Origin of the sequence: Marinigracilibium pacificum, assembly GCF_012926615.1 — a bacterium.
In the GTDB taxonomy this organism is placed as follows: domain Bacteria; phylum Bacteroidota; class Bacteroidia; order Cytophagales; family Cyclobacteriaceae; genus Mangrovivirga; species Mangrovivirga pacifica.
Genome location: NZ_JABBNU010000014.1, coordinates 53,645 through 78,895 on the forward strand (window position 1 = coordinate 53,645; position 25,251 = coordinate 78,895).

At 35.3% G+C, this 25,251-nt stretch carries 24 protein-coding genes; 10 read left to right on the forward strand and 14 right to left on the reverse strand.

What is annotated here, in order from left to right:
- Positions 1-36 precede the first annotated feature (36 nt).
- The 6 genes from ispG (at position 37) to HH304_RS19375 (ending at position 4,527) form a co-directional block, all read left to right on the forward strand.
- Positions 37-2,043 carry a (E)-4-hydroxy-3-methylbut-2-enyl-diphosphate synthase gene (ispG, locus tag HH304_RS19350; protein ID WP_169684938.1) on the forward strand — a complete coding sequence of 669 codons (2,007 nt, stop codon included), beginning with the start codon at positions 37-39 and terminating at the stop codon, positions 2,041-2,043.
- 5 nt (positions 2,044-2,048) lie between these two features.
- Complete coding sequence (locus tag HH304_RS19355; protein ID WP_169684939.1) at positions 2,049-2,237, forward strand: DUF6728 family protein; 189 nt, start codon at positions 2,049-2,051, stop codon at positions 2,235-2,237.
- Entirely contained in the window at positions 2,234-2,569 is a 336-nt protein-coding gene (locus tag HH304_RS19360; protein WP_169684940.1) for an MmcQ/YjbR family DNA-binding protein, read from the forward strand. Before HH304_RS19355 ends, HH304_RS19360 begins: the two co-directional genes overlap by 4 nt.
- Before the next feature lies 1 nt (position 2,570).
- Positions 2,571-3,269, forward strand: a complete 699-nt coding sequence (locus HH304_RS19365) for an SGNH/GDSL hydrolase family protein (protein WP_169684941.1) — start codon at positions 2,571-2,573, stop codon at positions 3,267-3,269.
- Between the two features lie 67 nt (positions 3,270-3,336).
- Positions 3,337-3,996, forward strand: coding sequence for a hypothetical protein (locus tag HH304_RS19370; protein ID WP_169684942.1), 660 nt, complete (start codon positions 3,337-3,339; stop codon positions 3,994-3,996).
- Between the two features lie 75 nt (positions 3,997-4,071).
- Positions 4,072-4,527 (forward strand): RDD family protein, encoded by a 456-nt coding sequence (locus tag HH304_RS19375; RefSeq protein WP_169684943.1) that lies wholly within the window; start codon positions 4,072-4,074, stop codon positions 4,525-4,527.
- Here the strand turns inward: HH304_RS19375 and priA are convergent.
- The 10 genes from priA to HH304_RS19425 all read right to left on the reverse strand — a co-directional run bounded on the left by priA (position 4,524) and on the right by HH304_RS19425 (position 17,966).
- Positions 4,524-7,031 carry a replication restart helicase PriA gene (gene priA, locus HH304_RS19380; RefSeq protein WP_169684944.1) on the reverse strand — a complete coding sequence of 836 codons (2,508 nt, stop codon included), beginning with the start codon at positions 7,029-7,031 and terminating at the stop codon, positions 4,524-4,526. The two genes, HH304_RS19375 and priA, sit on opposite strands and share 4 nt — an antisense overlap.
- Positions 7,021-9,045, reverse strand: a complete 2,025-nt coding sequence (locus HH304_RS19385) for a thioredoxin domain-containing protein (protein WP_169684945.1) — start codon at positions 9,043-9,045, stop codon at positions 7,021-7,023. The genes priA and HH304_RS19385 overlap by 11 nt, the downstream gene beginning before the upstream one ends.
- A complete protein-coding gene (locus HH304_RS19390; RefSeq protein ID WP_169684946.1) occupies positions 9,026-10,021 on the reverse strand; it encodes a GSCFA domain-containing protein in 996 nt (331 codons plus the stop codon). The genes HH304_RS19385 and HH304_RS19390 overlap by 20 nt, the downstream gene beginning before the upstream one ends.
- A gap of 98 nt (positions 10,022-10,119) precedes the next feature.
- Positions 10,120-10,563, reverse strand: coding sequence for a 50S ribosomal protein L9 (gene rplI, locus HH304_RS19395; protein WP_169684947.1), 444 nt, complete (start codon positions 10,561-10,563; stop codon positions 10,120-10,122).
- A gap of 18 nt (positions 10,564-10,581) precedes the next feature.
- On the reverse strand, positions 10,582-10,833 hold the full coding sequence (rpsR, locus tag HH304_RS19400) for a 30S ribosomal protein S18 (protein ID WP_169684948.1): 252 nt from the start codon (positions 10,831-10,833) through the stop codon (positions 10,582-10,584).
- The gene (rpsF, locus tag HH304_RS19405) at positions 10,830-11,192 is read right to left on the reverse strand and encodes a 30S ribosomal protein S6 (protein WP_169684949.1); all 363 of its coding nucleotides are present in this window, start codon (positions 11,190-11,192) and stop codon (positions 10,830-10,832) included. The genes rpsR and rpsF overlap by 4 nt, the downstream gene beginning before the upstream one ends.
- A gap of 129 nt (positions 11,193-11,321) precedes the next feature.
- Positions 11,322-13,319, reverse strand: a complete 1,998-nt coding sequence (locus HH304_RS19410; protein ID WP_169684950.1) for a DUF5689 domain-containing protein — start codon at positions 13,317-13,319, stop codon at positions 11,322-11,324.
- 27 nt (positions 13,320-13,346) lie between these two features.
- Complete coding sequence (locus HH304_RS19415) at positions 13,347-14,321, reverse strand: choice-of-anchor J domain-containing protein (protein WP_169684951.1); 975 nt, start codon at positions 14,319-14,321, stop codon at positions 13,347-13,349.
- A 1-nt stretch (position 14,322) separates the two neighbouring features.
- The gene (locus HH304_RS19420; protein WP_169684952.1) at positions 14,323-15,360 is read right to left on the reverse strand and encodes a hypothetical protein; all 1,038 of its coding nucleotides are present in this window, start codon (positions 15,358-15,360) and stop codon (positions 14,323-14,325) included.
- 11 nt (positions 15,361-15,371) lie between these two features.
- Entirely contained in the window at positions 15,372-17,966 is a 2,595-nt protein-coding gene (locus HH304_RS19425; protein ID WP_169684953.1) for a TonB-dependent receptor, read from the reverse strand.
- Positions 17,967-18,205: 239 nt separating this feature from the next.
- On the opposite strand from HH304_RS19425, the gene HH304_RS19430 reads away from it, so the two are divergent.
- Both HH304_RS19430 and HH304_RS19435 read left to right on the forward strand, forming a co-directional pair.
- Positions 18,206-19,234 (forward strand): endonuclease/exonuclease/phosphatase family protein, encoded by a 1,029-nt coding sequence (locus HH304_RS19430; protein ID WP_169684954.1) that lies wholly within the window; start codon positions 18,206-18,208, stop codon positions 19,232-19,234.
- Between the two features lie 19 nt (positions 19,235-19,253).
- A complete protein-coding gene (locus HH304_RS19435) occupies positions 19,254-20,144 on the forward strand; it encodes an endonuclease/exonuclease/phosphatase family protein (protein WP_169684955.1) in 891 nt (296 codons plus the stop codon).
- 55 nt (positions 20,145-20,199) lie between these two features.
- Here the strand turns inward: HH304_RS19435 and HH304_RS19440 are convergent, their stop codons facing one another.
- On the reverse strand, positions 20,200-21,159 hold the full coding sequence (locus HH304_RS19440) for a chromosome segregation protein SMC (RefSeq protein ID WP_169684956.1): 960 nt from the start codon (positions 21,157-21,159) through the stop codon (positions 20,200-20,202).
- Between the two features lie 88 nt (positions 21,160-21,247).
- Here HH304_RS19440 and HH304_RS19445 point away from each other — a divergent pair, with 88 nt between their 5' ends.
- Entirely contained in the window at positions 21,248-21,844 is a 597-nt protein-coding gene (locus tag HH304_RS19445; RefSeq protein WP_271711701.1) for a methyltransferase domain-containing protein, read from the forward strand.
- Here the strand turns inward: HH304_RS19445 and HH304_RS19450 are convergent.
- Positions 21,824-22,609, reverse strand: a complete 786-nt coding sequence (locus tag HH304_RS19450; RefSeq protein WP_169684957.1) for a class I SAM-dependent methyltransferase — start codon at positions 22,607-22,609, stop codon at positions 21,824-21,826. The genes HH304_RS19445 and HH304_RS19450 overlap by 21 nt on opposite strands.
- 8 nt (positions 22,610-22,617) lie before the next feature.
- On the reverse strand, positions 22,618-23,004 hold the full coding sequence (apaG, locus tag HH304_RS19455; RefSeq protein WP_169684958.1) for a Co2+/Mg2+ efflux protein ApaG: 387 nt from the start codon (positions 23,002-23,004) through the stop codon (positions 22,618-22,620).
- A 106-nt stretch (positions 23,005-23,110) separates the two neighbouring features.
- On the opposite strand from apaG, the gene HH304_RS19460 reads away from it, so the two are divergent.
- Complete coding sequence (locus HH304_RS19460) at positions 23,111-23,773, forward strand: uracil-DNA glycosylase (protein ID WP_169684959.1); 663 nt, start codon at positions 23,111-23,113, stop codon at positions 23,771-23,773.
- Between the two features lie 37 nt (positions 23,774-23,810).
- Here HH304_RS19460 and lepB read toward each other — a convergent pair whose 3' ends face one another.
- Positions 23,811-25,229, reverse strand: coding sequence for a signal peptidase I (gene lepB / locus HH304_RS19465; protein ID WP_169684960.1), 1,419 nt, complete (start codon positions 25,227-25,229; stop codon positions 23,811-23,813).
- Positions 25,230-25,251: the final 22 nt, after the last annotated feature.

The following is a 25,251-nucleotide window of genomic DNA, read 5'->3' on the forward strand; positions in this document are numbered from 1 at the left end:
ACTTGTTTATACGTTTATCAGGTAGGAACTAAGAATATGCAAGCGATATCCGAAATAGAGAAATATAAAAATTATTGTAACTCACTGGTAAGTTATAAAAGGAGGAAGACCATTGAAGTTAACATTGGTGGTATTCCGATGGGGGGTGACAATCCGATTCGTGTTCAATCTATGACAACAGTAGATACAATGGATACAGAAGGAAGTGTTGAACAGGTGATTAGAATGGTTGATGCAGGCTGTGAATACGTTAGAATTACTGCGCCTTCTCTTAAAGAAGCTCAAAACCTTGAGAATATTAAGAATGAATTAAGAATAAGAGGTTATGATGTTCCTTTAGTTGCTGATATTCACTTTACTCCAAATGCTGCAGAATTGGCAGCTAAGATTGTAGAAAAGGTTAGAATTAATCCTGGCAACTACGCTGATAAAAAGAAATTTGAAACAATAGAATATACTGACGAAACCTATCAGGCAGAACTGGAAAGGATCAGAGAAAGATTTATCCCGTTGGTTGAAATATGTAAGAAACATGGAACGGCCATGCGTATTGGAACTAACCATGGGTCATTGTCTGATCGTATTCTTAGCAGGTATGGAGATACTCCTCTGGGTATGGTTGAGTCTGCACTTGAGTTTTTAAGAATTTGCGAAGAACTTGAATACTACAATATTGTATTAAGTATGAAAGCCAGCAATACTCAGGTAATGGTTCAGGCGTACAGATTACTTGTCCAAAAGCTTGAAGAGGAAGGTTTGAAACCTTATCCGCTTCATTTGGGTGTAACTGAGGCTGGAGAGGCTGAAGATGGTAGAATAAAGTCTGCTGTCGGAATTGGTGCTTTATTAGAAGATGGTCTCGGCGATACTGTACGTGTTTCATTAACAGAAGAGCCTGAAGAAGAAGCTCCTGTAGCTGCTGCTTTAATAGATAGGTATGATAAAAGATCAGAACACGAAGAAATTCTTCCTTTAGAAGCACCTCTAAAAGATCCATATGGATATAGCAGAATTAAGACCAGGGAGGTTTTAAATATTGGTGGAGACAATGTGCCTCGCGTTATTACTGACTTGCAGTTTTTAACTGGTAAAGGAATTGAGGTATCTGACCTGAAGTCAATTGGCCATTATTATTTACCTGAGCCTGATAAATGGACAATGAATGATCTGGGAGCTGATTATATTTATAGCGGCAAGAATCCAGTGACATTTATGTTGCCAAATGGACTGAAGGAAATTGTAGACTATGCTCAATGGCTGGATCTCAACGATCAAGAAAATAAATATCCATTATTTGACAAATCAGAAATAATAATTGAAAATCAACGACATGAAAAGCTGAATTTTTTGAAGCTGTCACTTTCGGAGGTTGATTCAGATATTTTAGATGTTTTAAAAGGTAATGATAATATTGTTGTTCTGCTAACAACAAATAATAAGCATGGCTTAGCCGATCAAAGAAGGTTTTTCTATTTGTTAATGGAAAAAGGAATTGAAACTCCGGTTATTATTCAAAGAACCTATGCCGGACTAAATGAGGATAAACTTCTATTATATTCTGCTACTGATATAGGTGGTTTATTAATTGATGGTTTCGGAGATGGAGCAATGATTAGAAATGAAGATCAGAAGCAATTAACTGCCAAGGAAGATCTTTTAAAATCAGTGAAATTCCATAATGAAACAACATTTGGTATTCTACAGGCTGCAAGAACCCGTATGACCAAAACTGAATACATTTCTTGCCCTAGTTGCGGCCGTACCCTTTTTGACCTTCAGGAAACTACAGCTATGATCAGGAAAAGAACTGATCACTTAAAAGGAGTGAAGATTGGTATCATGGGTTGTATTGTAAATGGACCCGGTGAAATGGCAGATGCAGACTATGGATACGTAGGGTCAGGAAAAGGAAAGATTACACTTTATAAAGGGCAGGAGGTGATGAAGAGAAATATACCTTCAGAACATGCTCTTGATGAATTGATTAATATAATTAAGGAGGATGGGCAGTGGATAGAACCTGCTCAAGCCTTAAATAATTAATGGTTATGGAAGATAAAAAGAACGGATTTAAAGAGTTTTTTAAAATGGGAGAGGTTGCAGGGTATTTTTTCAGGAAAAAAGACCCTAGCCGTCCTTCAAATTTTAATATAAAAGCTATGCATACAATTAATAAGATATCAATTCTTATGTTTTTGGTCTGTATGGTGATTTTATTCGTAAGATACGTTTTATGAATGTAGAAGAATTCAGAGATTACTGCCTCAGCTTACCGGATACTTCAGAAGATATGCCTTTTGATGATAAAGTACTTGCCTTTCGAGTACATGGAAAGATTTTTGTGTTAAGTGATATTTTTGAATTCAACTCTATTAATTTAAAATGTGATCCGGAATGGGCAGTTGAACTTAGAGAAAGACATTCGTTTATCCGTCCCGGATATCATATGAATAAAAAGCATTGGAATACCATTGATTTGACAGAGGAGTGCGGGGATGATTTTTTAAAAGAACTTATCGGACATTCTTATGAGTGTGTCCGTAAAACATTACCAAAGAAACTTCAGTAGTATGAGAAATCTTTTATTTATCGTATTAGCATTCTTGTTTTTTTCCTGTGAAACCGAAGCTCAACAACAACAAATAACCTCAAAACCCAAACCTTCAATGAATACTAAATATTTAGCTCTTGGCGATAGCTATACTATCGGAGAGGCGGTAGACTCTGATAAGAATTTTCCAAATCAGCTCGTTGCGGAATTAAGAAGTCGTGGAGGCTCAATTGATGATCCTAAAATTATAGCTGTTACAGGTTGGACTACCGATGAACTAAAAACTGCCATAGAAAATGATAACCCAACTAAAGATTATGGATTTGTCACCTTATTAATAGGAGTGAATAATCAGTACCGAGGTTATGAATTTTCTCAATATGAAAAGGAATTTACAGAGTTGTTGAATATGGCTATCGAATTTGCATCTGGTGACCCTGAAAAGGTTATTGTTGTAAGTATTCCTGATTATGGAGTAACACCTTTTGCCGAAAATAGTGATAGCGATAAAATTGCCAGAGAACTAGATCAGTATAACTCTTATGCAAAGGGACAAGCTTTATCAAAAGGTGTCACTTTTGTTGATATTACAGGGATTAGTAGATTAGCCGAATTTGATCCCGAATTAACTGCTTCAGATAAACTTCACCCTTCAGGAAAGATGTATAAGCTGTGGGTAGATGCTATTTCACCAGCAGCTTTTATAAAAATAAATTAGTAGTCAATAAACTTATATCTCGATTTTTGATTAAATTAATAGAGTAATCAAGGAATAGGAGGGTTTTGTGACAGATATAAGTAAAATACATGCAGTAATTATCGGAGATCTTGTAAATCCACCATCAGTTGATGCATCTAATCGATCAGACTTTGATGCTTCACTTAGAGAAATATTTGATGAGGTAAATAGCGATTACGAGAAGGATATAGATTTCCTGATTCAGAGGTCAAATTCATTTACCAAAGTAATGATAAGCCCTGAATATGCACTCGAGGTAGCCTTATACCTTAAAGCAAGGGTGAAGATGCTAAGGAAATATTATTCCCTGCCAGATTTGGATATGAGATTGTCCATTGGTATCGGGTTAATTGAAAATCTTGCTCAGGAAGTATCTCAATCTGATGGACAAGCATTTAGATTTGCAGGAACCGAACTGGATAAATTAAGTAAGTTTCAGAGTTTTACCCTTAGGTCATCATTTAAAGAAATGAATATAAGCTGGAAGGCTTTGGCTTTAATGGTAGATACAATTACAGAAGGTTGGTCTTATGAAGGCGCCGAGGCTGTTTGGTTTTCTCTTAAAGGATTAACCCAGTCACAAATAGCCAAGATACTTGATATCTCTCAAAGTGCGGTTAACTTCAGGCTAAGGGCAGCTCATTGGAGAGCAACAAAAGTTTTGATTAAAACTTATCATGATCAATTAAATCATTTTATTGATTAATTCATTTTAATCTTATTTATTTGTCCGGGGTTTATAATTCCGGAATTTTTTTTATCTACTTAACTATTTTTTTTTATGGATTTTAATGAACAAATTCTTGATTCACCAACCACAAACATTATTTCAGAAGAGGTTGTTAAAAGAGCCAAATCTTCTCATGGTAAAAGATTGGGAGGTTATATTATTGACAGAGTAATTATATCTTTATGCTTTTATGGAGCATTATTTGTAATTACATTATCTGGAAGTTCTTTTTTTCTTAACCTGAATAATGTGTTTTTTTTCCTGATTTCGTTAGGGTGGACTGTTACTTATTACCTATTGTTTGAAGGTATATTTGGTAGAACTCCAGCTAAAATGATGATGAACATGAAGGTTGTTTCAGAAAAAGGTGGAAAACCTGATGGTGTTGAGATTTTTGCCAGAACATTATTTAGATTAGTTCCATTTGAAGGGTTTTCTTTTTTAGGTGAAAAGGGATGGCATGATGACTGGTCTAAAACTACTGTAGTTGATATTAATAAACTTTAATACGGATCTACATCAATAACAACGCGGCTACGTTTGAAGTTTTTATCTTGAAGTGTAACCGCGATTGTTTCATCCAGATCTTGTTTTATCTTGCCCAAGTTGGTTGTCTTTCTGTCAATTTTGATAATAAGTTGCATCAGATATTGATTTCTGATTTTTCCAACCATTGGTTCCTGAGGTCCTAAAATACCGCCTTTCACTCCATATTTTCTTTTCAAAGCAAATGCAATTGCCTCGGCTGTTTGAATGGCTTCGAGCTTATCCTGATTTTTTATTGTTAACGAAATTAACCTTGAAAAAGGAGGGTAGATGAATGAATGCCTTTCCTTGATCTCATTGAAATAAAAATTTTCATACTCATGATCTCGTACCCAATGCAAAATCTGGTGTTCGGGAATACTTGTTTGTATCATAACTTTCCCGACTTTATCACGACGGCCAGTTCTTCCACTCACTTGTAATAACAGCTGAAATGATCTTTCATAAGATCTTAAGTCAGGAAAATACATCATACGGTCTGCATCTAATACACCAACAAGCCCCACCTTGTCAAAGTCAAGCCCCTTAGTGACCATTTGTGTACCAACAAGGATATTTATTTCTCCGGTATCAAAGTCATTTATAATGTTTTCATAACTGTGTTTTCGTCTGGTGGTTTCAAGATCCATTCTTCCAACCCTGGCTTCAGGTATGAATAATTTTAAGTCTTCCTCAAGCTTCTCTGTGCCGTAGCTAACAGTTTTTAATTTTCTTGAGCCACATGCATCGCATTCGATAGGAAGTGGTTCTGTATAGCCACAATAATGACATCTCATCTCCTTCTTGTATTGATGGTATGTCAGGCTGATATCACAATGCTCACATTTGGGGATATGTCCGCATGTTTCACATTGAATATAGGGTGCGTAACCTCTACGGTTTTGAAAAATTATTACCTGCTCATTATTAGATAGTACCTCTTGAATTTTTTCCAGCAATTTATTGCTGAAATCACCTTTCATTTGCTTTCTCTTCTTGGCTTCCCTCAGGTCTACCAATTCGATGTCCGGCATTTGACTCTCACCATAACGATTTAGTAAGGTAACCAAACCGTATTTACCAATTTTAGCATGATGATAACTTTCAATTGAAGGTGTTGCAGAACCTAATAAAACTTTTGCATTATGGAATCTACCCAGAATATGAGCCATGTCCCGCCCCTGATAACGAGGTGCCGGATCATGTTGCTTGTATGATGAATCATGTTCTTCATCAACAATTATTAAACCCAGGTTATCGAATGGAAGAAAGATAGAAGACCTAACTCCAACGATGATATTATAGGCCTTGTTTTTGACGCCTTGCCATACTTCAACTCTTTCGTTATCTGAAAAGCGAGAATGATAGACCCCTAATTTATTTCCAAATATCTTTTTTAGTCTCTGGACAATTTGAGTTGTAAGGGCAATCTCAGGTACCATGAAAAGCACCTGTCGGTCAGATTCAATAGCCAGTTGCATTAACTTTGAATAGATTGCCGTTTTACCACTTCCAGTTACGCCATGAAGCAAGACTGTCTGTTTGTCTTCAAATTCATTTAAAATTTGATCGAAGGCATGCTGTTGCTCTTCACTTAAGGTCTGCTCTTCAGTTTGCTGGTTTGAAGTAAAATCAAACCTTGAAATAATTACTTCAAATTCTTCAAATACATCGTTTTTGATCAGGGTTTGTAATGAAGAAGTACTTAGGTCTTCGTCTTTGGTAATATCAGCTTTTAGAATACCTCTGGGGTTTAATTCTTCCAGTTTGAATACCGGTACTCTTTGAAGGTATCTTAATATTATAGCTTGTTGTTTTTCTTTGTTATTTAATGAGTTGACCAAATCTTCAAGCTCATCCGTATCACCACTGTATGGAGCTTTTAATCTGATACGCTTCTGTTTTTTTGGCTTGTATTTTTCTTTAACCTCTTCAAAAATGATAATTGCCTCTCTTTGAATAAGAGATTTAATCACTGAGTGTATTGATTTCTTGCCCAGAATTTCACTTACCTCTGTATAGGTTAAAGTTCTGTCGTTAGATAAATTTTCAAGAATTAATAGTTCATTTTCAGATATCGGAGAATTATATGACTCAAGGTCAAATTCGGGGTGCAATTGAATCTGAGATTCGCTACTTAATTTCAAACCTGAAGGAATTGCTGCTTGCATCACCTCACCAATTGAGCATAAATAATAATCAGCCAACCATTCAAAAAACCTGAATTGAATTGGTTCTGCAACTGGTAGCTTATCGAGTAAATCTATGATTGTTTTTGCTTCATATTTTAGTGGTGGATTATTATGAAGATGAACAATAAGGCCAGTCATCACTTTTCTTTTTCCGAATGGAACCAGAACTCTGCAACCCGGCTTGACATCATTGATCAAACTTATGGGGATCCTGTAAGTAAAGTATTTACCAATTGGAACCGGAAGAATTACTTCTGCAAATGAATTCTGAAAATCTTGTTGATTACTGTCCAAGCTGATTTTTAAAAAGTGTTGACAATTGAATTTTAGCTTCTTCGGTATTTGTAACCGGAGTCTTACAAACCCGGTCACTGCAAATATATATTTTTGTTGTGGTATCTGTCAAGCGTCCTTCAAAATGAGGAAGAGACGAGCTGCTATTCTCTGTTGACATATAGAGAATAAACGGATTAAAAGGTTGTTGTAGTTTTTGAATAATATCTTTTGATTCTTCTCCGGTAACTACTACCTCGACTTGAGGTAAATTCATATGTAAAATTAATTTCCCCCAGTTACTCATATATCTCAAGTCACTTTCCACTAGCTTGCTGACTTTTGAAACCATTTTTCTGGCAATATCTAACCAGTCATTTTGGTCAAAATATCTTCCGAGCTTATACATGCATTCAGCTAATATAGAATTGCTTGAAGGTATAACCTGGTCAAAGATTTCAAACTGTTGTGCCACAGGCGAATTGTGGTCTTCTGAAGAGAAACTGAAAAAGCCTTCATCAGAATCATAGAAATTTTTAAGTGCCCTTCTAAGATATTGAGCAGCCTCATTTAAATAATGTTCTTCTTGAGAAACCTGATAATGATCAATTAGCAATTGAATATATAGGGCATACCCATCAGCAAATGCTTCAGTATCTTTACCCACACAATGAATAAGTTTGTCGGATAATAATAAGTTTTCTCTTATAAAATGCAAATTCCGAAGTGCCAGTTCATAATATGCCTCATCGTGATACATTAAATATGCACTTATAAGCCCTGAATTTATCAGGCAATTTTGATTTAAAAGGATTTTGTTATCAAGCCCGGGAGGAATTCTTAATGACCTGAGATTTAAAAGTTTTGATTTAATTGACTTAAAAATATCACTGTCAGAATGATTTTGAAAGACATTATCTTTACTCTGATAAATGATATTTACTCCATCTTCCCAGTTTCCGTTTTCAGTAATTCCAAGATTACTTTTTGCAAATTCCAATTCTTCATCACTCAACTCATTTTTTAGCTCATTATAAGTCCAGGTAAAGTACTTTCCTTCAATCCCTTCGGAATCGGCATCCGTCGCGGTATAAAACCCTCCCTCATCACTCAATAAAACTGTTTTAATCCACTCTACAGTTTCATCTATTACATGTTTGAAGTTGATATTTTCAAGGAGTTGCTGACCTTCACTATAAAGAGAAAGAAGCTGACCATTATCATATGCCATTTTTTCAAAATGAGGAGCAAACCATTCACCATCAACACTATATCTTGAAAATCCGCCGCCGATATGATCGTAAATTCCTCCGGCAGCCATGCCTTTAAGAGTATTTATTATGGCATATCTTTCTTCCGTCTTTTCTTGTATAAGGTTTTTAGCAATTAAGGTTCGCCATATCACTGGCATTGGAAATTTAGGAGCTCCTTTTAATCCTCCATTATCATTATCAAATAATGAGTGTAACTTTTCTATTCCTGAATTTAGAATTTCAATTGATGGTATTTTATCGCTCTGCTGCAAATTGAGCTTTTTTGGAAGTGATACTGACAAAGCTTCCTTTAAACTTTCAGCAGCGTTTTTTATGTCATCATATTGAGTTTTGAATCCATTATGTAATCCCTTAAGCACATTTATCCATTGATCTGGCCTGAAGTATGTACCACCATAAAATGGACTTCCATCTGGTAATACAAAGACATTAAGAGGCCAGCCACCACTAATTCCCATCGCTTGTATGGCTTCCATGTATAACTGATCAACATCAGGACGTTCTTCTCTGTCAACTTTAACACATACAAACCATTCATTCATCATGTCAGCAATGTCTTTGTCCTCAAAAGATTCTCTTTCCATGACATGACACCAATGACAAGAACTATACCCAATACTAATTAGTAAGGGTTTGTTTTCTTTTTTTGCATTTTCAAATGCTGAATCACCCCAAGGAACCCAATTTACCGGGTTGTGAGCATGTTGTAATAAATATGGGCTTGATTCATGAATGAGGCTATTAGTGTGCTCGCTGCTCATATTTCTTCAGTTTATAATCTATATCATCAATAAGAGAGTCAACCGGAAACTGCTCATTTAATACTAAAAGCATGTTTTTAGTTTCTTTAAGAAAAGAAATATATTTTACACCTCTTTGAAGAGGTCTGTGGTCAAGTCTCCTCTTTAATTTCTCATATTTAGAAATTAATTGAACAGTTTTTTCTGAGAGAAATGTATCCCAGAAATGCTCTCTTATGTATTCAATAGCCAGATCATTAGGATGGATCAGGTCTTCATCGTAAAATCTATAATCACGGAGATCATCAAGGAGTAATTCATATGCAGGGTAGTAGGTGCAATCTTCATGATTTTCAACAAGGTCATTAACAGCCAAAAGGAGACTGGATTTACTCAGTTGATTTTCATGAAACCCATCTTTTATATGTCTTACAGGACTTACTGTAAATACAATTCGGCATTCGGGATTGATAAATTTGATGTTTTCAATAGTTTGATGCCATGCCTTTACAATTTCCTGAACCGATAATAGTGATTTTGTAAAGTAGGACTGAGGGATTTTCTGACAATTTGCAACGATATCATCAGTAGGGTGGTAGCGATAAGCGTATGCAGTCCCGAATGTTATGAAAATAGTTTTCGCTTCATACAGAGCCTGTCTAAGTTCCGAAAGACTATTGGTGATCTCAAAAAACAATTTCTGAGGATCTGAAGCATATAGTTTTGAATGAAAATCAAGACTAAAGAAATGTGATTCTCTTTCAACTATGTGTTCATTGTTAATTTGAAAAGCTTCAGATAAACTATTGTTAAATATTTTTGCCAGAGATAGAGGGTTAAAAATAATGCCCATCGGGTTTATTGTAGTCTGGAACCCTGCTTCTTTAAGACGTTTGCCAATATTTTCAGCAAAACATGATCCTGCTAAAAGGATGTTTTCTCCTGCTTGTAATTCAAAAGATTCTTTGTTTGCTTTTATCTCGGTTCTGAACTTCATTTTGGGAATTTACACAAATAAATGTCGCTCAGCATATGATATAAAATAAAAAAGCACTTCCAAATTGGAAGTGCTTTAAATATGATGTTCGAGTAGGTTTACTCAGCTACAACTGTAAATTTAACAGTTTGCTTAACCTCTCTGTGAAGATCGATTTCAGCTTCGTACTCACCAAGGTTTTTAACCTCAGAAGAGATTGAAATCTGCTTTCTGTCTACTTCAATACCTTTCTCTTTAAGAGCATCAGCAATTTGAAGAGTAGTAACAGTTCCGAAGATTTTACCAGACTCACCAGCTTTTGCACCTAGTTCGATAGCTACACCTTCTAGTTTAGAAGCGATAGCTTCAGCATCTTGCTTAATCTTATCTTGCTTGTGTTCAGCTTGACGAGCAATTTCGCTCATCATTCTTTTATTAGAATCTGTTGCTAAAACAGCATATCCTTGAGGAATAAGGTAGTTACGTCCATAACCAGGCTTAACTTCAACTATGTCGTGTTTGTACCCTAATCCTTTTATGTCTTTCTTTAATATAATTTCCATTGTCTTGATTACTTTGGATTATTTCAATGAGTCAGTTACATAAGGTAATAAGGCAAGGTGACGAGCACGCTTTACAGCTTGAGATACCTTTTTCTGATATTTAGCGCTAGTACCAGTGATACGACGAGGTAAAATTTTACCTTGCTCATTCACAAACTTTAATAGGAAGTTAGCGTCTTTGTAATCAACATATTTAATGCCGTGCTTTCTGAATCGGCAATATTTCTTTCTGTTTTCCCCTCTGTTGATAGGTTCGTTCTGTAGTGTCATTGTGCTGCCTCCTCTTTTTTCTTGTTAAATTCTCCTTTTCTTCTTCTTTCGTTGAATTCAATTGCATGCTTGTCTAGACTTACAGTTAAGAATCTCATAACTGCTTCGTCACGTCTGTACTCAGTTTCCAATACATCAATCAGAGAAGGCTCCGCTTTAAATTCAAATAGGTGATAAAAACCTGTAGATTTGTGCTGAATTGGATAAGCAAGTTTTCTTAGTCCCCAATTCTCGTCATTGACGATCTCAGCGCCACCATCAGTGATCACTTTCTTGAATTTAGCGACAGCATCCTTCATCTGAGACTCAGATAAAACGGGATTCAAGATGAATACTGTCTCAAAATTTTTTAATGCCATTTGTATAAAATTTAATGGTTTTGTTAAACGAACTGCAAAAATAGTCTATTGTGATGATATAAAAAAGGTGCTGTATAAAAAAAGCAGCCATCAAGGCTGCTTTTGGGAACATAAAAAACTGAATTATTATTAATTAGATCCTGAAATCACGATTTGATCAAGATATACTGCTTCATTTCCACTGTTAGATTCGAATTCAACTATCAATTGGGCAGTAGTTTTACCACTTAAATTGCCATTTAATAGTGTCCACATACCTTCAAGACCTAGATCATCAATGTCTTGTCCTTCGGTGTTGATTAATTCAATATTACCATCGTTAGTGATTACATAAACTTTTAAATAATCAGTTGCTTCATAACTGTCACTGTTAAAGAATACTGACATGGTAATGTCTACATTCGAATACGAACTGATGTCCACTGTTTCAAAAGTTAATTTAACTTTTCCATCAGTATCACTTAATTGATATCCCTGGTTTCCTTCTGCATAGCTTCCTACTGCACCAGTAAAATCTGTAAATCCTACATAATCACCATCTGTTAATCCAACTCCATCTTGTGTGTTGTAATAAAATGCATCAAATGCCATTTCGTTACCCGAACCATCGTACTCAATCATCATTACAGAATCAGCATAGTTTGTTAAATCATGGTCTGTAGCCTGATCTCCCTGATCGATATATATTTTACCAAGAGAACCTTCTTCAAATGATGTATATGCAATAACGGCAGCAGGGTTATCTTCAGTTCCACTTACGCTAATTGATTTACTTTCCATACCTGGTGAAGTAATAGAGATTTCTCCGCTAATAGATCCTGAAACTCCGGAATCTGGTGTGAACCTTACAAAAATTTCAATATTACCTGCTTCAAATTCTCCTATTGAAAGAGTGATTTCAGATGAGAAGTTCACACCGTCAAGTGAGATTTCGAAATTGTTTGGAGCATATAGTGTAACATCTCCTATCAGGTCTGTAGCTGCAATTGTAAATGAAACTGCATCCGATGACTCACCAGATGTAATTGTACCGAAATCGGCCAAAGCACCATTGTCAACTCCGGTAAATATTATTTGAGTATTACCATTGCTTTCAAAGATGTCAGTCTCTTTAATTGGTATAAGTTGAGCTGAGTTATACATTCCGGCAATACCAGAAAGTGTTCCTTTTCCTGTTGGTATTACAATCTCCTTAAACGGAGCATAACTCTCAACTCTTAATACAGATTCATTACTTCCGTCTGAGAATTTAGTGTTACCTGCAATTGTTGAACCATCCGGATTTGAGAAATATACATTTTCAATTGTTACTAATGTGCTTTGGTAATCATTAGAGTTAAGCTGCTCAATAGTGATAACAACAGGTGAGGGAAGAGTTCCAGCTCCTTTTGATTCCGCAAGAGAGAGATTCAGGTTTGAAATTTGAATTAACCCATTAAAATCGTAAAGTCTCCCTCCGTTTATGTTTACAAGAACTGAATCTCCCTGAGTTAAAGTATTATTGTCTTGAAATCTTAATACAATTCCTCCAGTGTGATCCTGAATAAAAACATTTTTGCTCTGTATGTTGTCATTTGTAGAAATTACAATACCACCTGTATATAAGTCTTCAGTAAATGTTGAGTCGTTATCAGTATTGCTTTCATAGATTGACTTTAACTCAGCAATGTTTAAGATTGTCATATCCGGTTCATCGTCCTTAATTGTAACAATGTGTTCCAAAGTTTCGCCAAGTTGAATCATTTCTGAATCTGAGCTTATAACAAAGGAAATAGTTTTGTCTTCATTTCTATCAGCATTGTCAACAGGCTTTACGAAAAATGAAACTTTTGTAGCACCAGCTTCAAATGGTAAGGTAATAACATCGTTGCTAGATGAAGGTGTAGTGACAAAATCACTTCCGGAAGTATTAGCGTCTGGAGTTAATGTTACTAATATTGTTCCTGACTGCTGGGCTTCAGTACTGAAGTTGATTTCTACTAAAGTCCCCTGGCTTACGTTTTCCATTACAACTGAAGAAGCTGATTTAAAACCTACTTCAGGAATTACTACAGGCTCTTCGTCTTTACAGCTATTCAATGCTGTCATGGCCAGAACCAGAATTACTAAATATTTAATTTTCTGCATTTTTAGTTTTGGTTATTAGGTAAAAATTTAGTTTAGCTCAATTGATAAATTGTCGATTACCCATGATGATGATCCATCAGATTTTGCCTCGATAAATTGGAATGCTACAACAAATTTACTTGCGCTAATTCCTTCAATATTTAGGTTAATCGAAGTCCATACTTTTGATCCTACGGCAGGAGCCTGATTATCATAATCAGTAATTTCAGTCCAGCTTGCTGTGCCAGGTGCTCCGGAAGAATAGTCTGTACTGTATAATACTTTGATTCTTCCCGGTCCTGAGAAATTACTAAATACATCGAATTTGATGTTGGCACTTGTCTGTCCTGATAATTGAATTGGATTGTTAATTAACCATGCATTTTCCTCTCCTGCATCTCCACCAAATCCCGAAGCATTTACTGCCCACGAACCATCGACTCCAAAATCTCTTAATCCCCAGCCTCTGTCTGTTTTAAAACCGTCAACAATAACCTCAGAGAATTCAGCAGGGATACCATACTTTTCTGTTTGGTCATTAAAGTCATAGAATTTTGAAATTGCACCTGTTGCCTGATCATTATCCTTGATTTGAATCTGTGAGGATATCACTCCAACCTGACCAAGTTCGAAATCTGTGCCCTCCGAAAGAATGTTGAAAATGAATGTCTTGTTGTTTTCTTCTACTGAATTATCAAGACTAACAAATTCAAATGAATTGTTTTCTTTGGAATAATTAATCGTAACAATATTATTTACAGCAGCTGGAATTGTTACATAGTCAACTCCATATTCAAGACTATTATTTAATGGAATAACCTCAATAGATACATTTCCTGTTATATCTTTCTGATCATTCACATAAAGTTCGATCTCCTTTTTTTCTCCTTCATTGATTTCAAATGAAAGCGTTGAAAAACCAATTTTTGTTGTCAAATCAAATGGTTGATCGTCATCGCATGAAGTGAAGCCTAAAATGATTGTCAGGCTTAACAAGATTTTTGATATACTTAGTCTGCTCATTTTATTCTCCTCTTATTTCTAAATTGTCAATTGTGTAGGAAACTGAATTTGAACTTGATGCATTGAAAAAATGAAATGCAATAAATAGTTTTTCACTTCCAACCGCATCAGATAGGTCTGCTGATACTTCTTTCCAGTATCCATCCGGTGCATTTGCAGCTCCCGAACCTTTTTCTGGAAGGTTTTGACTAAACTCATCAACAGTAATCCAAGTTGAGTTTTCAGGGTTTCCTGACCCTGAATAGTCAGTTGAATATTTTAATTGCAACTCACCAGTTCCATTGAAGTAGCTTTCTACCATCATTGATAATACCAAAGAACTTAAAGATGACGGGTCAATCGGTTGTGAAGTTGATTCATTGATTACCTCATTAAGGTTTAGAATCATCCAGGCATTATCAGTACCAGCCTCACCTCCAAATGCACTTGCCTGAACACCAGGAGTATCCTCAAATCCAAATGAGTCTCTGGTTTGCCATCCACGGTCTGTTTTATATCCAGGAGTGAATTCTACCGAAAATGGTGTAGTTGGTACTTCATAGTTTCCGTATTCATTAAAGTCATACAGGGCTAATCTTTCAGGAGTATCAGCATCATAAATGCTCATTTTAAAATCTTCTCCTGCAGCTGATTTGAATTCACCATTGAATTGATCCAGTTTGAATGAAAAGTCATTTCCACCGGTATATTGACCATCGTATAATGAAACTACAGTAAATGAAGCTGTGTTTTGTCCTCTTTCGGCAAACAATGTTAGCTTGTTATCTTCTACCATTGGAGGATAAGTGATGTAATTAATGCCATATTGGGCATCTGTTTCAACATTGATATTTACAGCAGCATCTGCAGCAATAACTCTGGAGAAGTTTAAAGTAACAACCTTACTATTTGTTGTCTCAGGTGTGCTTTCATTTAATGTTGCGTTGTAAACAGGCCCAAATGTTACAGAAACCTGTTCTTTTAATGATTCATCCTCACATGAAAAAATCATTAAGCTTATCAACCCGATAAATATTGATTGAATATTAAAATATTTCATGATTAGTCTTTTTAGAAGTAGATATTCAAACCAGCGTTATAAGTGATTCCGAAGCCATAGTCTTCACCAATAAATCTTTGGTTACTTCTTCTGATGTACCTTTCGTCAAGCAGGTTATTGATGTTTCCAGATACTCTTGCTCTTAATCCGTTTATTTCGAAATAATAACCCGCATATAGATCAATGATTTTGTAGTTGTCAAGTTTACGAACTTCGATACTTTCATTGCCAATTGCGATCGTCGGATCGTATTCTTCATACAGTTTTCCGAAATAGTTTAGTCTGGTTCCTATGTAAAAATTCTTTATGCCTTTGTAATGTAAGCCTATAAAGCTTGTTGTTTGAGCTGAATTCCCCACAGGTAATCCGCCAGTATACATTTTCACTTCACTAGAGTTTCCTTCTTCGTCAGTTACTGTTGTTACTACATCGTCTTTGAATTTGTAGTCACCAAAAGATGCCATACCAGTAAGTTCTAATCCGTTGATCACCTGGAAGCGTACATCAAACTCAATCCCTTTATGTTCTTGAGACTGACCTGTCACAGCAAAGAATGTTCTTTCACCAGTGTCCTGATTTAATACTGATTGAACAAAAGCTTTGTCTGTCCATCTGATATAGTACATGTTTAGGTTTGCTCTTAAACGGCTGGTTCTATATGAATATCCTACTTCGGTCGCAAGGATTTTTTCATTTGTTAGTCCCTCAAGATAATCATTTGAGTACCTTGAATCTCTGAATGAATTAGCTAAGAATGGAGCTCTTGTGATATAACCACCATTAACAAATACATTTTGTTTTCCATCGATGGTATAGTTTAGTCCTGCCTTTGCATTGTAGTTGTTAAATACGCGTACGTCAGATTTTCCAAAGCTACTATTGATGTTATTATTACCACCACTCCAGAAGTTACCATATCTGTACATTTGGCTTCTACTAACGTTCACAGAAACGAAAGCATTAAGATTTCCAAAATCATGCTCGTACTGGCCAAATGCTGCACCCCATTTTACATGTCCATCGTAGTTGTAGTTTACCTTGTCTCCAAGGGTAGCGATGTTATTTGGATTCAGAATGTCATTATCTGTTCCATTATACTGGTCAAGATAAAATTCACCTCCTAGTAGATCCAAGACTGAAGCATAGTGAAGAGCTTTGTATGTTCTTAAGTCAACTCCTAACACTAAATTTCCCTGATCAGAAATTTTCCAGTTAAGGTTTGATATTGCTCCAACCCAATTGTGGTTATTGTGTCTTGCTTCAAGATAATAAAGAGACTGTGCTCCTGAGATACTGTTTGTAGTTCCGTTGATATTACTAACAGATTGTTCGTTATCAGCATTTCTCTGATCGATCAATTCAAAATCGATGTATCCGTTATTATCATTAGGTATTGAAGGTGCGCCACTTGCTGATCTGATACTTGTGCCATAAGCACGAGCGATAGAAGTATATGCTGAAGTCGATAATGACATCTTGTCGTTGATCGTCCAGTACCAGTTTAAGGTAGCCTGTGGTTTGTGCGAATATCCTTGTGAGCTATTAAATAATTGACCTCTGTAGTAACCAACTGAAGGGTTAAACCAGTAGTCGTTTCTTTTTTCATACTCATCAGTATTTGTATTCCATGCACGACCATAATTCGCTGGTGCACCAAAGATGGTGAACATCAGTGTGTGATCTTTATTGATAGTTTTTTGTGCATTGAAGAAATAAGACCATGCGTCAGTATATGCTCCTTTTTTGTATCCATCTCCTGTGGTGCGAGCTCCCTGGAAGGTAAATGCCCATCCGCCTTCTAGTTTTCCTGAGTGAAGCGTAAGTCCATAGCGGTTGTCCCAGGTGCCTGAGTTCATTCTGATGTCGAACTGTCCTCCTGCTTTTTCATCTGAAGGTTTTGTAACAATATTTATTGTTCCTCCAACAGAATTAAGACCCAGTTTTGATGCTCCCAGACCTCTTTGTACTTGCATATTGCTGGTGATTTCACTCAACCCGGCAAAATTTGACCAGTAAAGACGTCCATTTTCCATATCATTTAATGGCACACCATTGATCATAAACAAAATTTCTGTCTGCTCAAATCCTCTGATGTTTATTCTGGCATCTCCATAAGACCCACTTCCTTTTGTAGCGTATACACCAGGAGTTGAGTTTAGTAATTCAGGTAAAGCCATAGAACCAAGTTGCTCATCAATAGTGATGGCTTTAATGGTTGAAGCAGCTACCGGAGTTTTTCTGTCAACAACAACATCTGCAAAAACTTCTACCTCACCAAGAGTTGTAACATCTTGAGATAATTTGATAGTGCCAATTGAGTTTACACCATCTTTAATTTCAGCGGGAACCTCTTTGTCTTCATATCCTATGTAACTAAGTACAACAGTTGCATTGCCCGGTTGAAGTCCACCAATACTGAAATTTCCCTTAAGATCGGTAATAATACCCTTGTTGGTTGATTTTACGATTACAGAAACACCGATCAAAGGTTCTCCGTTCTCGGCATCAATTACCTTACCTGTGATGACAGCATTGTTTTGAGCAGAAATCTGTCCACTCAATACCATACACAGCGTAAGGATAAAGATCCTTAGCATTTTTTTCATTTGTGATTATTGTTTGGTCTAAAATTTAAAAACTTGTGTTAGTCGGTTTTTTAAAAATTTGGTTGATTGTTCTGATCCTTAGTTTAAAAATTCGAATGAATCTTACATTCGCGCTGCAAAATTATAATTGTTTTTGTCAATTAAAAGAAGCTAGTGTTAATAATTTGTTAACATATTTATAGTAGAATATTCTATTTGATTCATTATTCTTGCATTTTTGTAAATAAAAATCTTTTCAAATGATCAGAATATTACATGTTTTTTTATTTCTAGCTTTTGCATTTTTAGGAGTTGCTCAGGAGAAAGAATCTTATTCGAACACAGCTACTATTGGCTTTTATAACATGGAAAATCTATTCGATACTATAGATGATCCGAATATAAGAGATGAAGAGTTTTTGCCTGGCGGGGACAAACAATGGACTCGTGAACGGTATATGAAAAAGCTATCGAATATGGCTAAGATCATAGCCTCTATGGATGGTGGGCCAAATGTACTTGGCGTATGTGAAGTTGAGAATAGAAGAGTTATGGAACACTTGATTATTATTTTAAGAAGATATGGTCTTAATTATAATCTTGTTCATTTTGATTCTCCTGATATTAGAGGTATAGATGTAGCTTTACTTTATGATCCTTCATTTTTGAGACCTTTCTATACTGAGCAATTAAAAGTTTCTGATCCGGCTGATGAAGAGTTCATCACTCGTGATATTTTATACGTGAAAGGATTGGCAGGCAATGACACTTTGCATTTTTTCGTGAATCACTGGCCATCAAGAAGAGGAGGTAAGGAAGATAAACGAATATTAGCTGCAAAGGTGTTGAGAAATAAAGTTGACGAACTGGAGAAAATTAACCCTCTAGCTAAAATTATTATTATGGGTGATTTTAATGATGACCCGATTAACAAATCCATAAAAAGTGAATTGAGAGCAGAGGGGAAGCTTGAAGATTTGGAGCCTGGTGAATTGTTTAATACTTCATATAAAACTCATAAAAAGGGGTATGGAACGCTTGCTTATCGTGGTGCCTGGAATTTATTTGATCAAATTATAATCAGTAATGGGCTAATCAATTCAAATAATTCAGAAGGGGTTTATTATATAGATGAGTCATTTTCAATTTATGTTCGTGAGGAAATGCTTGTCCAAGATGGCGAGTATAAGGGGTATCCTTTTAGAACTTTTGTTGGAGATAGGTTTGACGGTGGTTATAGTGATCACTTTCCTACCTACATTAAGTTAACTTTCAATCAGATTAAATAATAGTAACCAAAACATTATTATGTCAATTAATTACAAACAACTTTCTTTGTTGATCGTATTACTTTTTGTTTTTTCTTGTAAAGAGGAAATATCTGAAAAGGTTAAACCAAATCCTGATGACAAGGAAGATCCGGTAGATTTACCCACCGATGGACCAACACTTGCGACCGATTCAACATTAGAGGTGATGACATGGAATCTAGAATTTTTTCCATTGGATGGAGATCCTAATGTTGTAAGTGTAGTAGCTAGAATGATAGATTCTCTAGATGTTGATTTGATTGGTTTCCAGGAAATTGATGATATGAGTGAGTTTCAACGTTTGGATAACTTGTTGACAGAGTGGGAAGGAAAGGTAGTTTCTAATTCTGCAGGATTAAATCTGGCTTATATGTGGAGATCCTCATCTTTTACATCTGTTTCATCAGTTACTTCAATTTTGACGTCAGATATTAATTACTTTGCAGGTAGGCCACCGATAATGATTGAAGTAACACATAAAAATGGTCAGGTTGCAAGAGTCGTTAATCTTCACATGAAATGTTGTGAAAATGGCCAAGCAAGAAGAAAAGAGGCTTCATCAAGACTTAAGTCATTTCTTGATACCAATTACCCTAATGACAAGATTCTTGTTGTTGGAGATTACAATGAGGAGATAAATGACAGTAATGGGGCATATGATAATTTTACTGATGACCCGAATTACAAATTTGCTGATCTTACAATTGAGGAAGGGTCAAGCTCGTATTGGAGTTATCCTTCATACCCAAGTCATATTGATCACATTTTGGTTTCAAATGAGTTGTTTAACAGCATTGTTAATACTCAAACAATGAAGTTAAATCAAAATTACTCTAAGTATTTATTTGATGTATCTGACCATTTGCCGGTTATGACTATTATTAAATAAATAAAAAAGGGCTTGAAATTTTCAAGCCCTTTTTTATTATTTGTTCTAAGTAGTATTATTTAACTACAAAAGATTCTTCTCCTATTATATAATCATCACACCAAATTTCTACAAGGTATTCACCTTCTTCGTATTCACTGCCTTTTGTATATAGGAAGCTAAGTTGCTGTCTTGTATTGTCAAAAAGGATATTTTGCTTACTGGTGTAAAACTCTTCTTTGTTGTTTAGCATGAAAGTACCTGAACCTTTTGCAACATCAAAAATAACTTGACCATTGCCGTCAATTACTCTTATGAAAATATCTTTTCCTTCAATTGGAGCAACATCATTTTTAGCAAGATTAAAAGCAACTTTTAGTTGTTCTACATGTCGGTTTTTAAATTCACCCTCTCTTTCTTTTCCTCTGTCATTAACAGCTGCTACTACAATGTTTTCAGCCTTAAGCCTTGAAGCCATTTCAACTTTAGACTGTAGTTGCTCCTGAACTTGAGATAGCTGCCCAATACTATCACTTAAATTCTCTTTTTCAGTTTTAAGGTCAGTGTTTTCAGTATAAAGGGCTTCATTAATAGCCTTAAGCTCTGTGATTTCATTATCTTTTTTCTTAAGGAGCTCTTCGTAGCCTTCAACCTTGTTTTTTAGTCTGTTTAGGTTTGAAGTAGCCCAGTTAGCTTGAGATTTGAACTTTTCTTTCTCAGCTTCCAATTCAGCTTTAACTTTTTTCAATTCCTCTACATCTCCTCCAAGTCTTTCGATAGTGGCAATTTTTTCTTCTAATTCAACACTAAGCTCATCGAGTTTTTTAACCTGAGCAGAAATTTCAGATTGCATGGCACTTTCTCTTACCTGATATTCCTTGTTATCTTGCCACCATAAGTAACCCAGTACCAGATTGATCAGAAAGAGCACTCCGATCAAAACTGTGATTACAGTTTTGTTAGTGCCTGAACCTTCTTTCTTTGGTTGGCCGGCTCCAGGCTTTTGTGTTGCCTGTGTGTTCTTTTCTTCGCTCATATATTATTTCTAATTAATTTTGTTGTTCAACGCAAACAATTTAATATTCGTATTTTTTACTGCTATAAAAGTAAAATAAAATATAAACATGCAAAATAATAAAATGAATGAAATTTACTGGCAGGAAAGGTGGGAAAATGGTCAGACTGGTTGGGATATAGGCTACGCTTCTCCTCCAATTGCCGAATATGTAAACCAATTATCAGATAAATACCAAAAAATTCTTATTCCAGGAGTGGGAAACGGATATGAAGCTATTTATCTGAAAGAGAATGGATTCAAAAATGTTTATGTAATTGACCTTGCACAAAAACCTTTAGATAACATCAAAGAAAGATTTCCTGATTTTCCTGATGATCATTTGATTCATGGAGATTTTTTTGAGCATGAAGATCAATATGATCTAATACTCGAACAAACTTTTTTTTGTGCACTTGATCCCGGTTTGAGGAGTGATTACAAAAATAAAATGCTAGGCCTATTAAATCCAGGAGGAAAACTCACAGGATTGTGGTTTACATTTCCTCTTACAGATCAGGGTCCTCCTTTTGGTGGGAGTCCTCAAGAATATCATAATTTGTTCAAAAATGATTTTAATATCAAAGTTGCCGAACCTTGCTATAATTCAATACCGCCAAGAATGGGTAATGAGTTTTTTATGATTTTACAGAGGCCTACTCATTAGGTGCTCGTATGTTTCAGGGTAGTCAGGTCCCCTGAGTAGCAAGCCAGAATGATAAAAATCCAGTCTGATAGGGTAGTGGTTTGACTTAGCAATTTCAAACCATGCTTTCTTCATTCCTGGAGACCAATATATATCACCAATTAAAATTGCTGATTTACTGGCCATAAATGGTTCGAGTAAATTAAAATATTTGATTGTTGCTTCAAAAGTATGATTAGCATCAATGTATGCCAGGTCTATTTGAGGATTTTTTGTATTAAGAAATTGAGGTAAAGTTTCATCGATATTTCCTTTTAAGACTGAAATGTTTTTTGAATTACTTGATTTGAATTCATTTTCTGCAATACTGGCAATGTTGTGACTTCCTTCGAAAGTATAAACAGAAGTGTTGCTTCCTGCAATTGACATACTTAATGTCGAGACACCTAAATTGGTTCCAAGCTCAACTATTGTTTGAGGATTATATGAAATTATATAATTAGAAAGAATCTTCCTGATTGTTTTGGATGAGGTGCTAGTTCTTAGAATATCACACACTTTCCTCTCTGAGGATTTGAGCTTACTACTACCTGCTCCAAGATCTTCTACTTCGATGATTGAAGTGTTATTTTTTAACCTTTCAATATAGTCAACAACTTGCTTGGGCTCGATGAAATTAGTTCTTATTAGTTTCTGATAAAGATCAAATAAGAAGGGCGAGTGTAAACTATGGTCATTGACACATTTAAGCCAATGATTAAAGGCATGCTTAACTTGAAAGTACAATTATTTGATTAGTTTAATCTGAATGGTGCAACCATAGAAAATTCAGGGATATTCACTAAAAATTGATTGCCATCTACTACTTTTTCCATCAGATAAGTTCCATACATTTTTCCGATACCAGACTTTAAATTACAACCACTAACATATTTATGTTGTTGTCCGGGTTCGATAATAGGTTGTTGTCCAACTACACCTTCCCCTTCAACTTCTCTTACTACTGTAGCTGCATCATGAATAAACCAATGTCTTCGAAGTAATTTAACAGTGTACTGACTATTATTTTCAATTGTAATACGATATGTGAAAACATAATGATATTGAGAAGGAGAAGAATACTCCGGTTGATATTCTGTTTCTACTGAAATTTTAACTCCTTTTGTTATTTCTGTTACCATTATCAGTTACACTCTGGGTTATTATTAATAAATATAATAATATTTGAAAATTATCTGCATTATTATGTAGGTAAAACTGAATTTAAAAATAAAAGTTTCGATATAGATGCAAATACTTCTCACGAACGAATGGAAAAATGCTTTAAAAAGTGAATTAGAAAAGGAATATTTTTTGAATTTGAAAGAATTTTTAAATGATGAATATTCTAAACATATAATTTATCCACCTGAAAGCCTGGTTTTTAATGCTTTGAATATGTGTCGACCTCAGGATTGTAAGGTCGTTATTTTAGGTCAGGACCCATACCATGGTCCGGGGCAGGCTCATGGTTTAAGTTTTTCAGTTAATGATGGTGTTAAATTTCCACCGAGTTTAAGAAATATATTCAAAGAACTTAGGTCGGATCTTAATGTTGATGTTCCGTTTAGTGGTAATCTTGAGAAATGGGCTAAGCAAGGGGTTTTGTTATTAAATGCAACACTTACAGTTAGGGCCGGGCAGGCAGGATCACATCAAAAAAAAGGATGGGAGATATTTACTGATTCCACTATTGAAGAGCTTGGAAAAAAGTATTCGGGTATAGCATTTGTATTATGGGGTAGCTATGCTTCAAAAAAAGAAAGCTTGATTGATCAGGAAAAACATCTGGTAATAAAGTCTGCCCACCCTAGTCCATTAAGTGCCCATCGTGGATTTTTTGACTCAAAGCCATTTAGCAAAGTAAATTCATATTTGATTTCACAAGGTAGGGAACCTATAGAATGGTAAAAAAAAGTCCTCAAAAAATTGAGGACTTATATATTTTTTATTCTCTGTGGTCAATTAAACCGAGGCGATTAAACCTATACCCACTGAATAACCCGTAGTTAGGATCTTTTGACCAGTGAATAAATAGAGGATAACCCATTATATGATCCTCAGGAACAAAACCCCAGTACCTTGAATCAAGTGAGTTATGACGGTTATCACCCATCATAAAATAGTAGTTTTGTTTAAAAGTATATTCATTTACTTTTTGGCCATCAATGAATAACCCTTCTTTATTAAACTCTACATCCTTAAGGTGTTCATAATCAACAATTACATTACCATATATGGCCAGATTTTCCGCAGTCATTTCCATTTTCATTCCTTTTGCCGGAATTAATAATGGACCATACCAATCTTTATTCCATTCCTGGAATTTAATTGACGGCCAGATAGAACTTTCACCTTCACCTTGATTAGAAGTAATTCTTTCTACCTTTGAAATGTCAGGAGATGCTTCTAATGTCTGAGCTGTATGCTCAGGAATACGAGCAATATACCCACCATCCATAATTCCAATTTCTCTAATAGAGTGCTTGTTTAGGAATTTTTCATTGAAATTTGCATTGGTAGTTATTTTATACTCAAACTGTCTTTCATTTGGATCAAACGCGTTTTCGCCATTAATAAACAGCTCAGAATCTTTTATTTCAATTATATCACCACCTACAGCTACACACCTTTTAACATAGTACTCTTTCATATCTACCGGTAGAAGGTTTCCATTCTCGTCTAGATCTCTTGGCCAGTTGAATACTACGATATCGTTTCTTTCAACATCCTTAAAACCAGGGATTTGAATTGGAGGTAATTGAAGTAAAGTGCTATATGATTTAGCGGGGCCTAATCTTTTATGAGTCAGAGGGACCTGTAATGGCGTTTCTGGTGTTCTTACTCCATAATGAAGCTTACTAACAAACAAGTAATCACCTGTTAGTAATGTGTTTTCCATACTTGATGTAGGGATTGTAAATGCTCCAAGCACTCCCCATTTCATTACAGTTACTGCAAAAACTGCAAAAACAATTGATTCTGACCAGTCTCTGTTTTTCTTTTTTAGTTCTCTTGCTTCCTTTGGAGTTATAACCCACTTTGGTTTTTCAACAAAGCCAAGATATGGCAAATAGAAAAACGGAACAGCAAGAGTAAAAGCCATTGGAATGAACTGCGCTTTGTTAAACCCTCGTAGAAATTCAATCATTAAAGCTGCCCAGATTATTAAATTAATATAAGGGACAAAGATTAAAATCTTCCACCAGAAAGGTTTTTCAGCAACATCGGTTAGAATTATCAGATTGTAAATTGGAACAAGAGCTTTCCAACCTTCAATTCCAGCCAATTCAAACAATTTATATAATCCGGCTTTATATAGAATATACAGAACAGCCAGAATGATAAAAAATGTAGTATAGCTCATTATTAAAATATATTATCTTAAA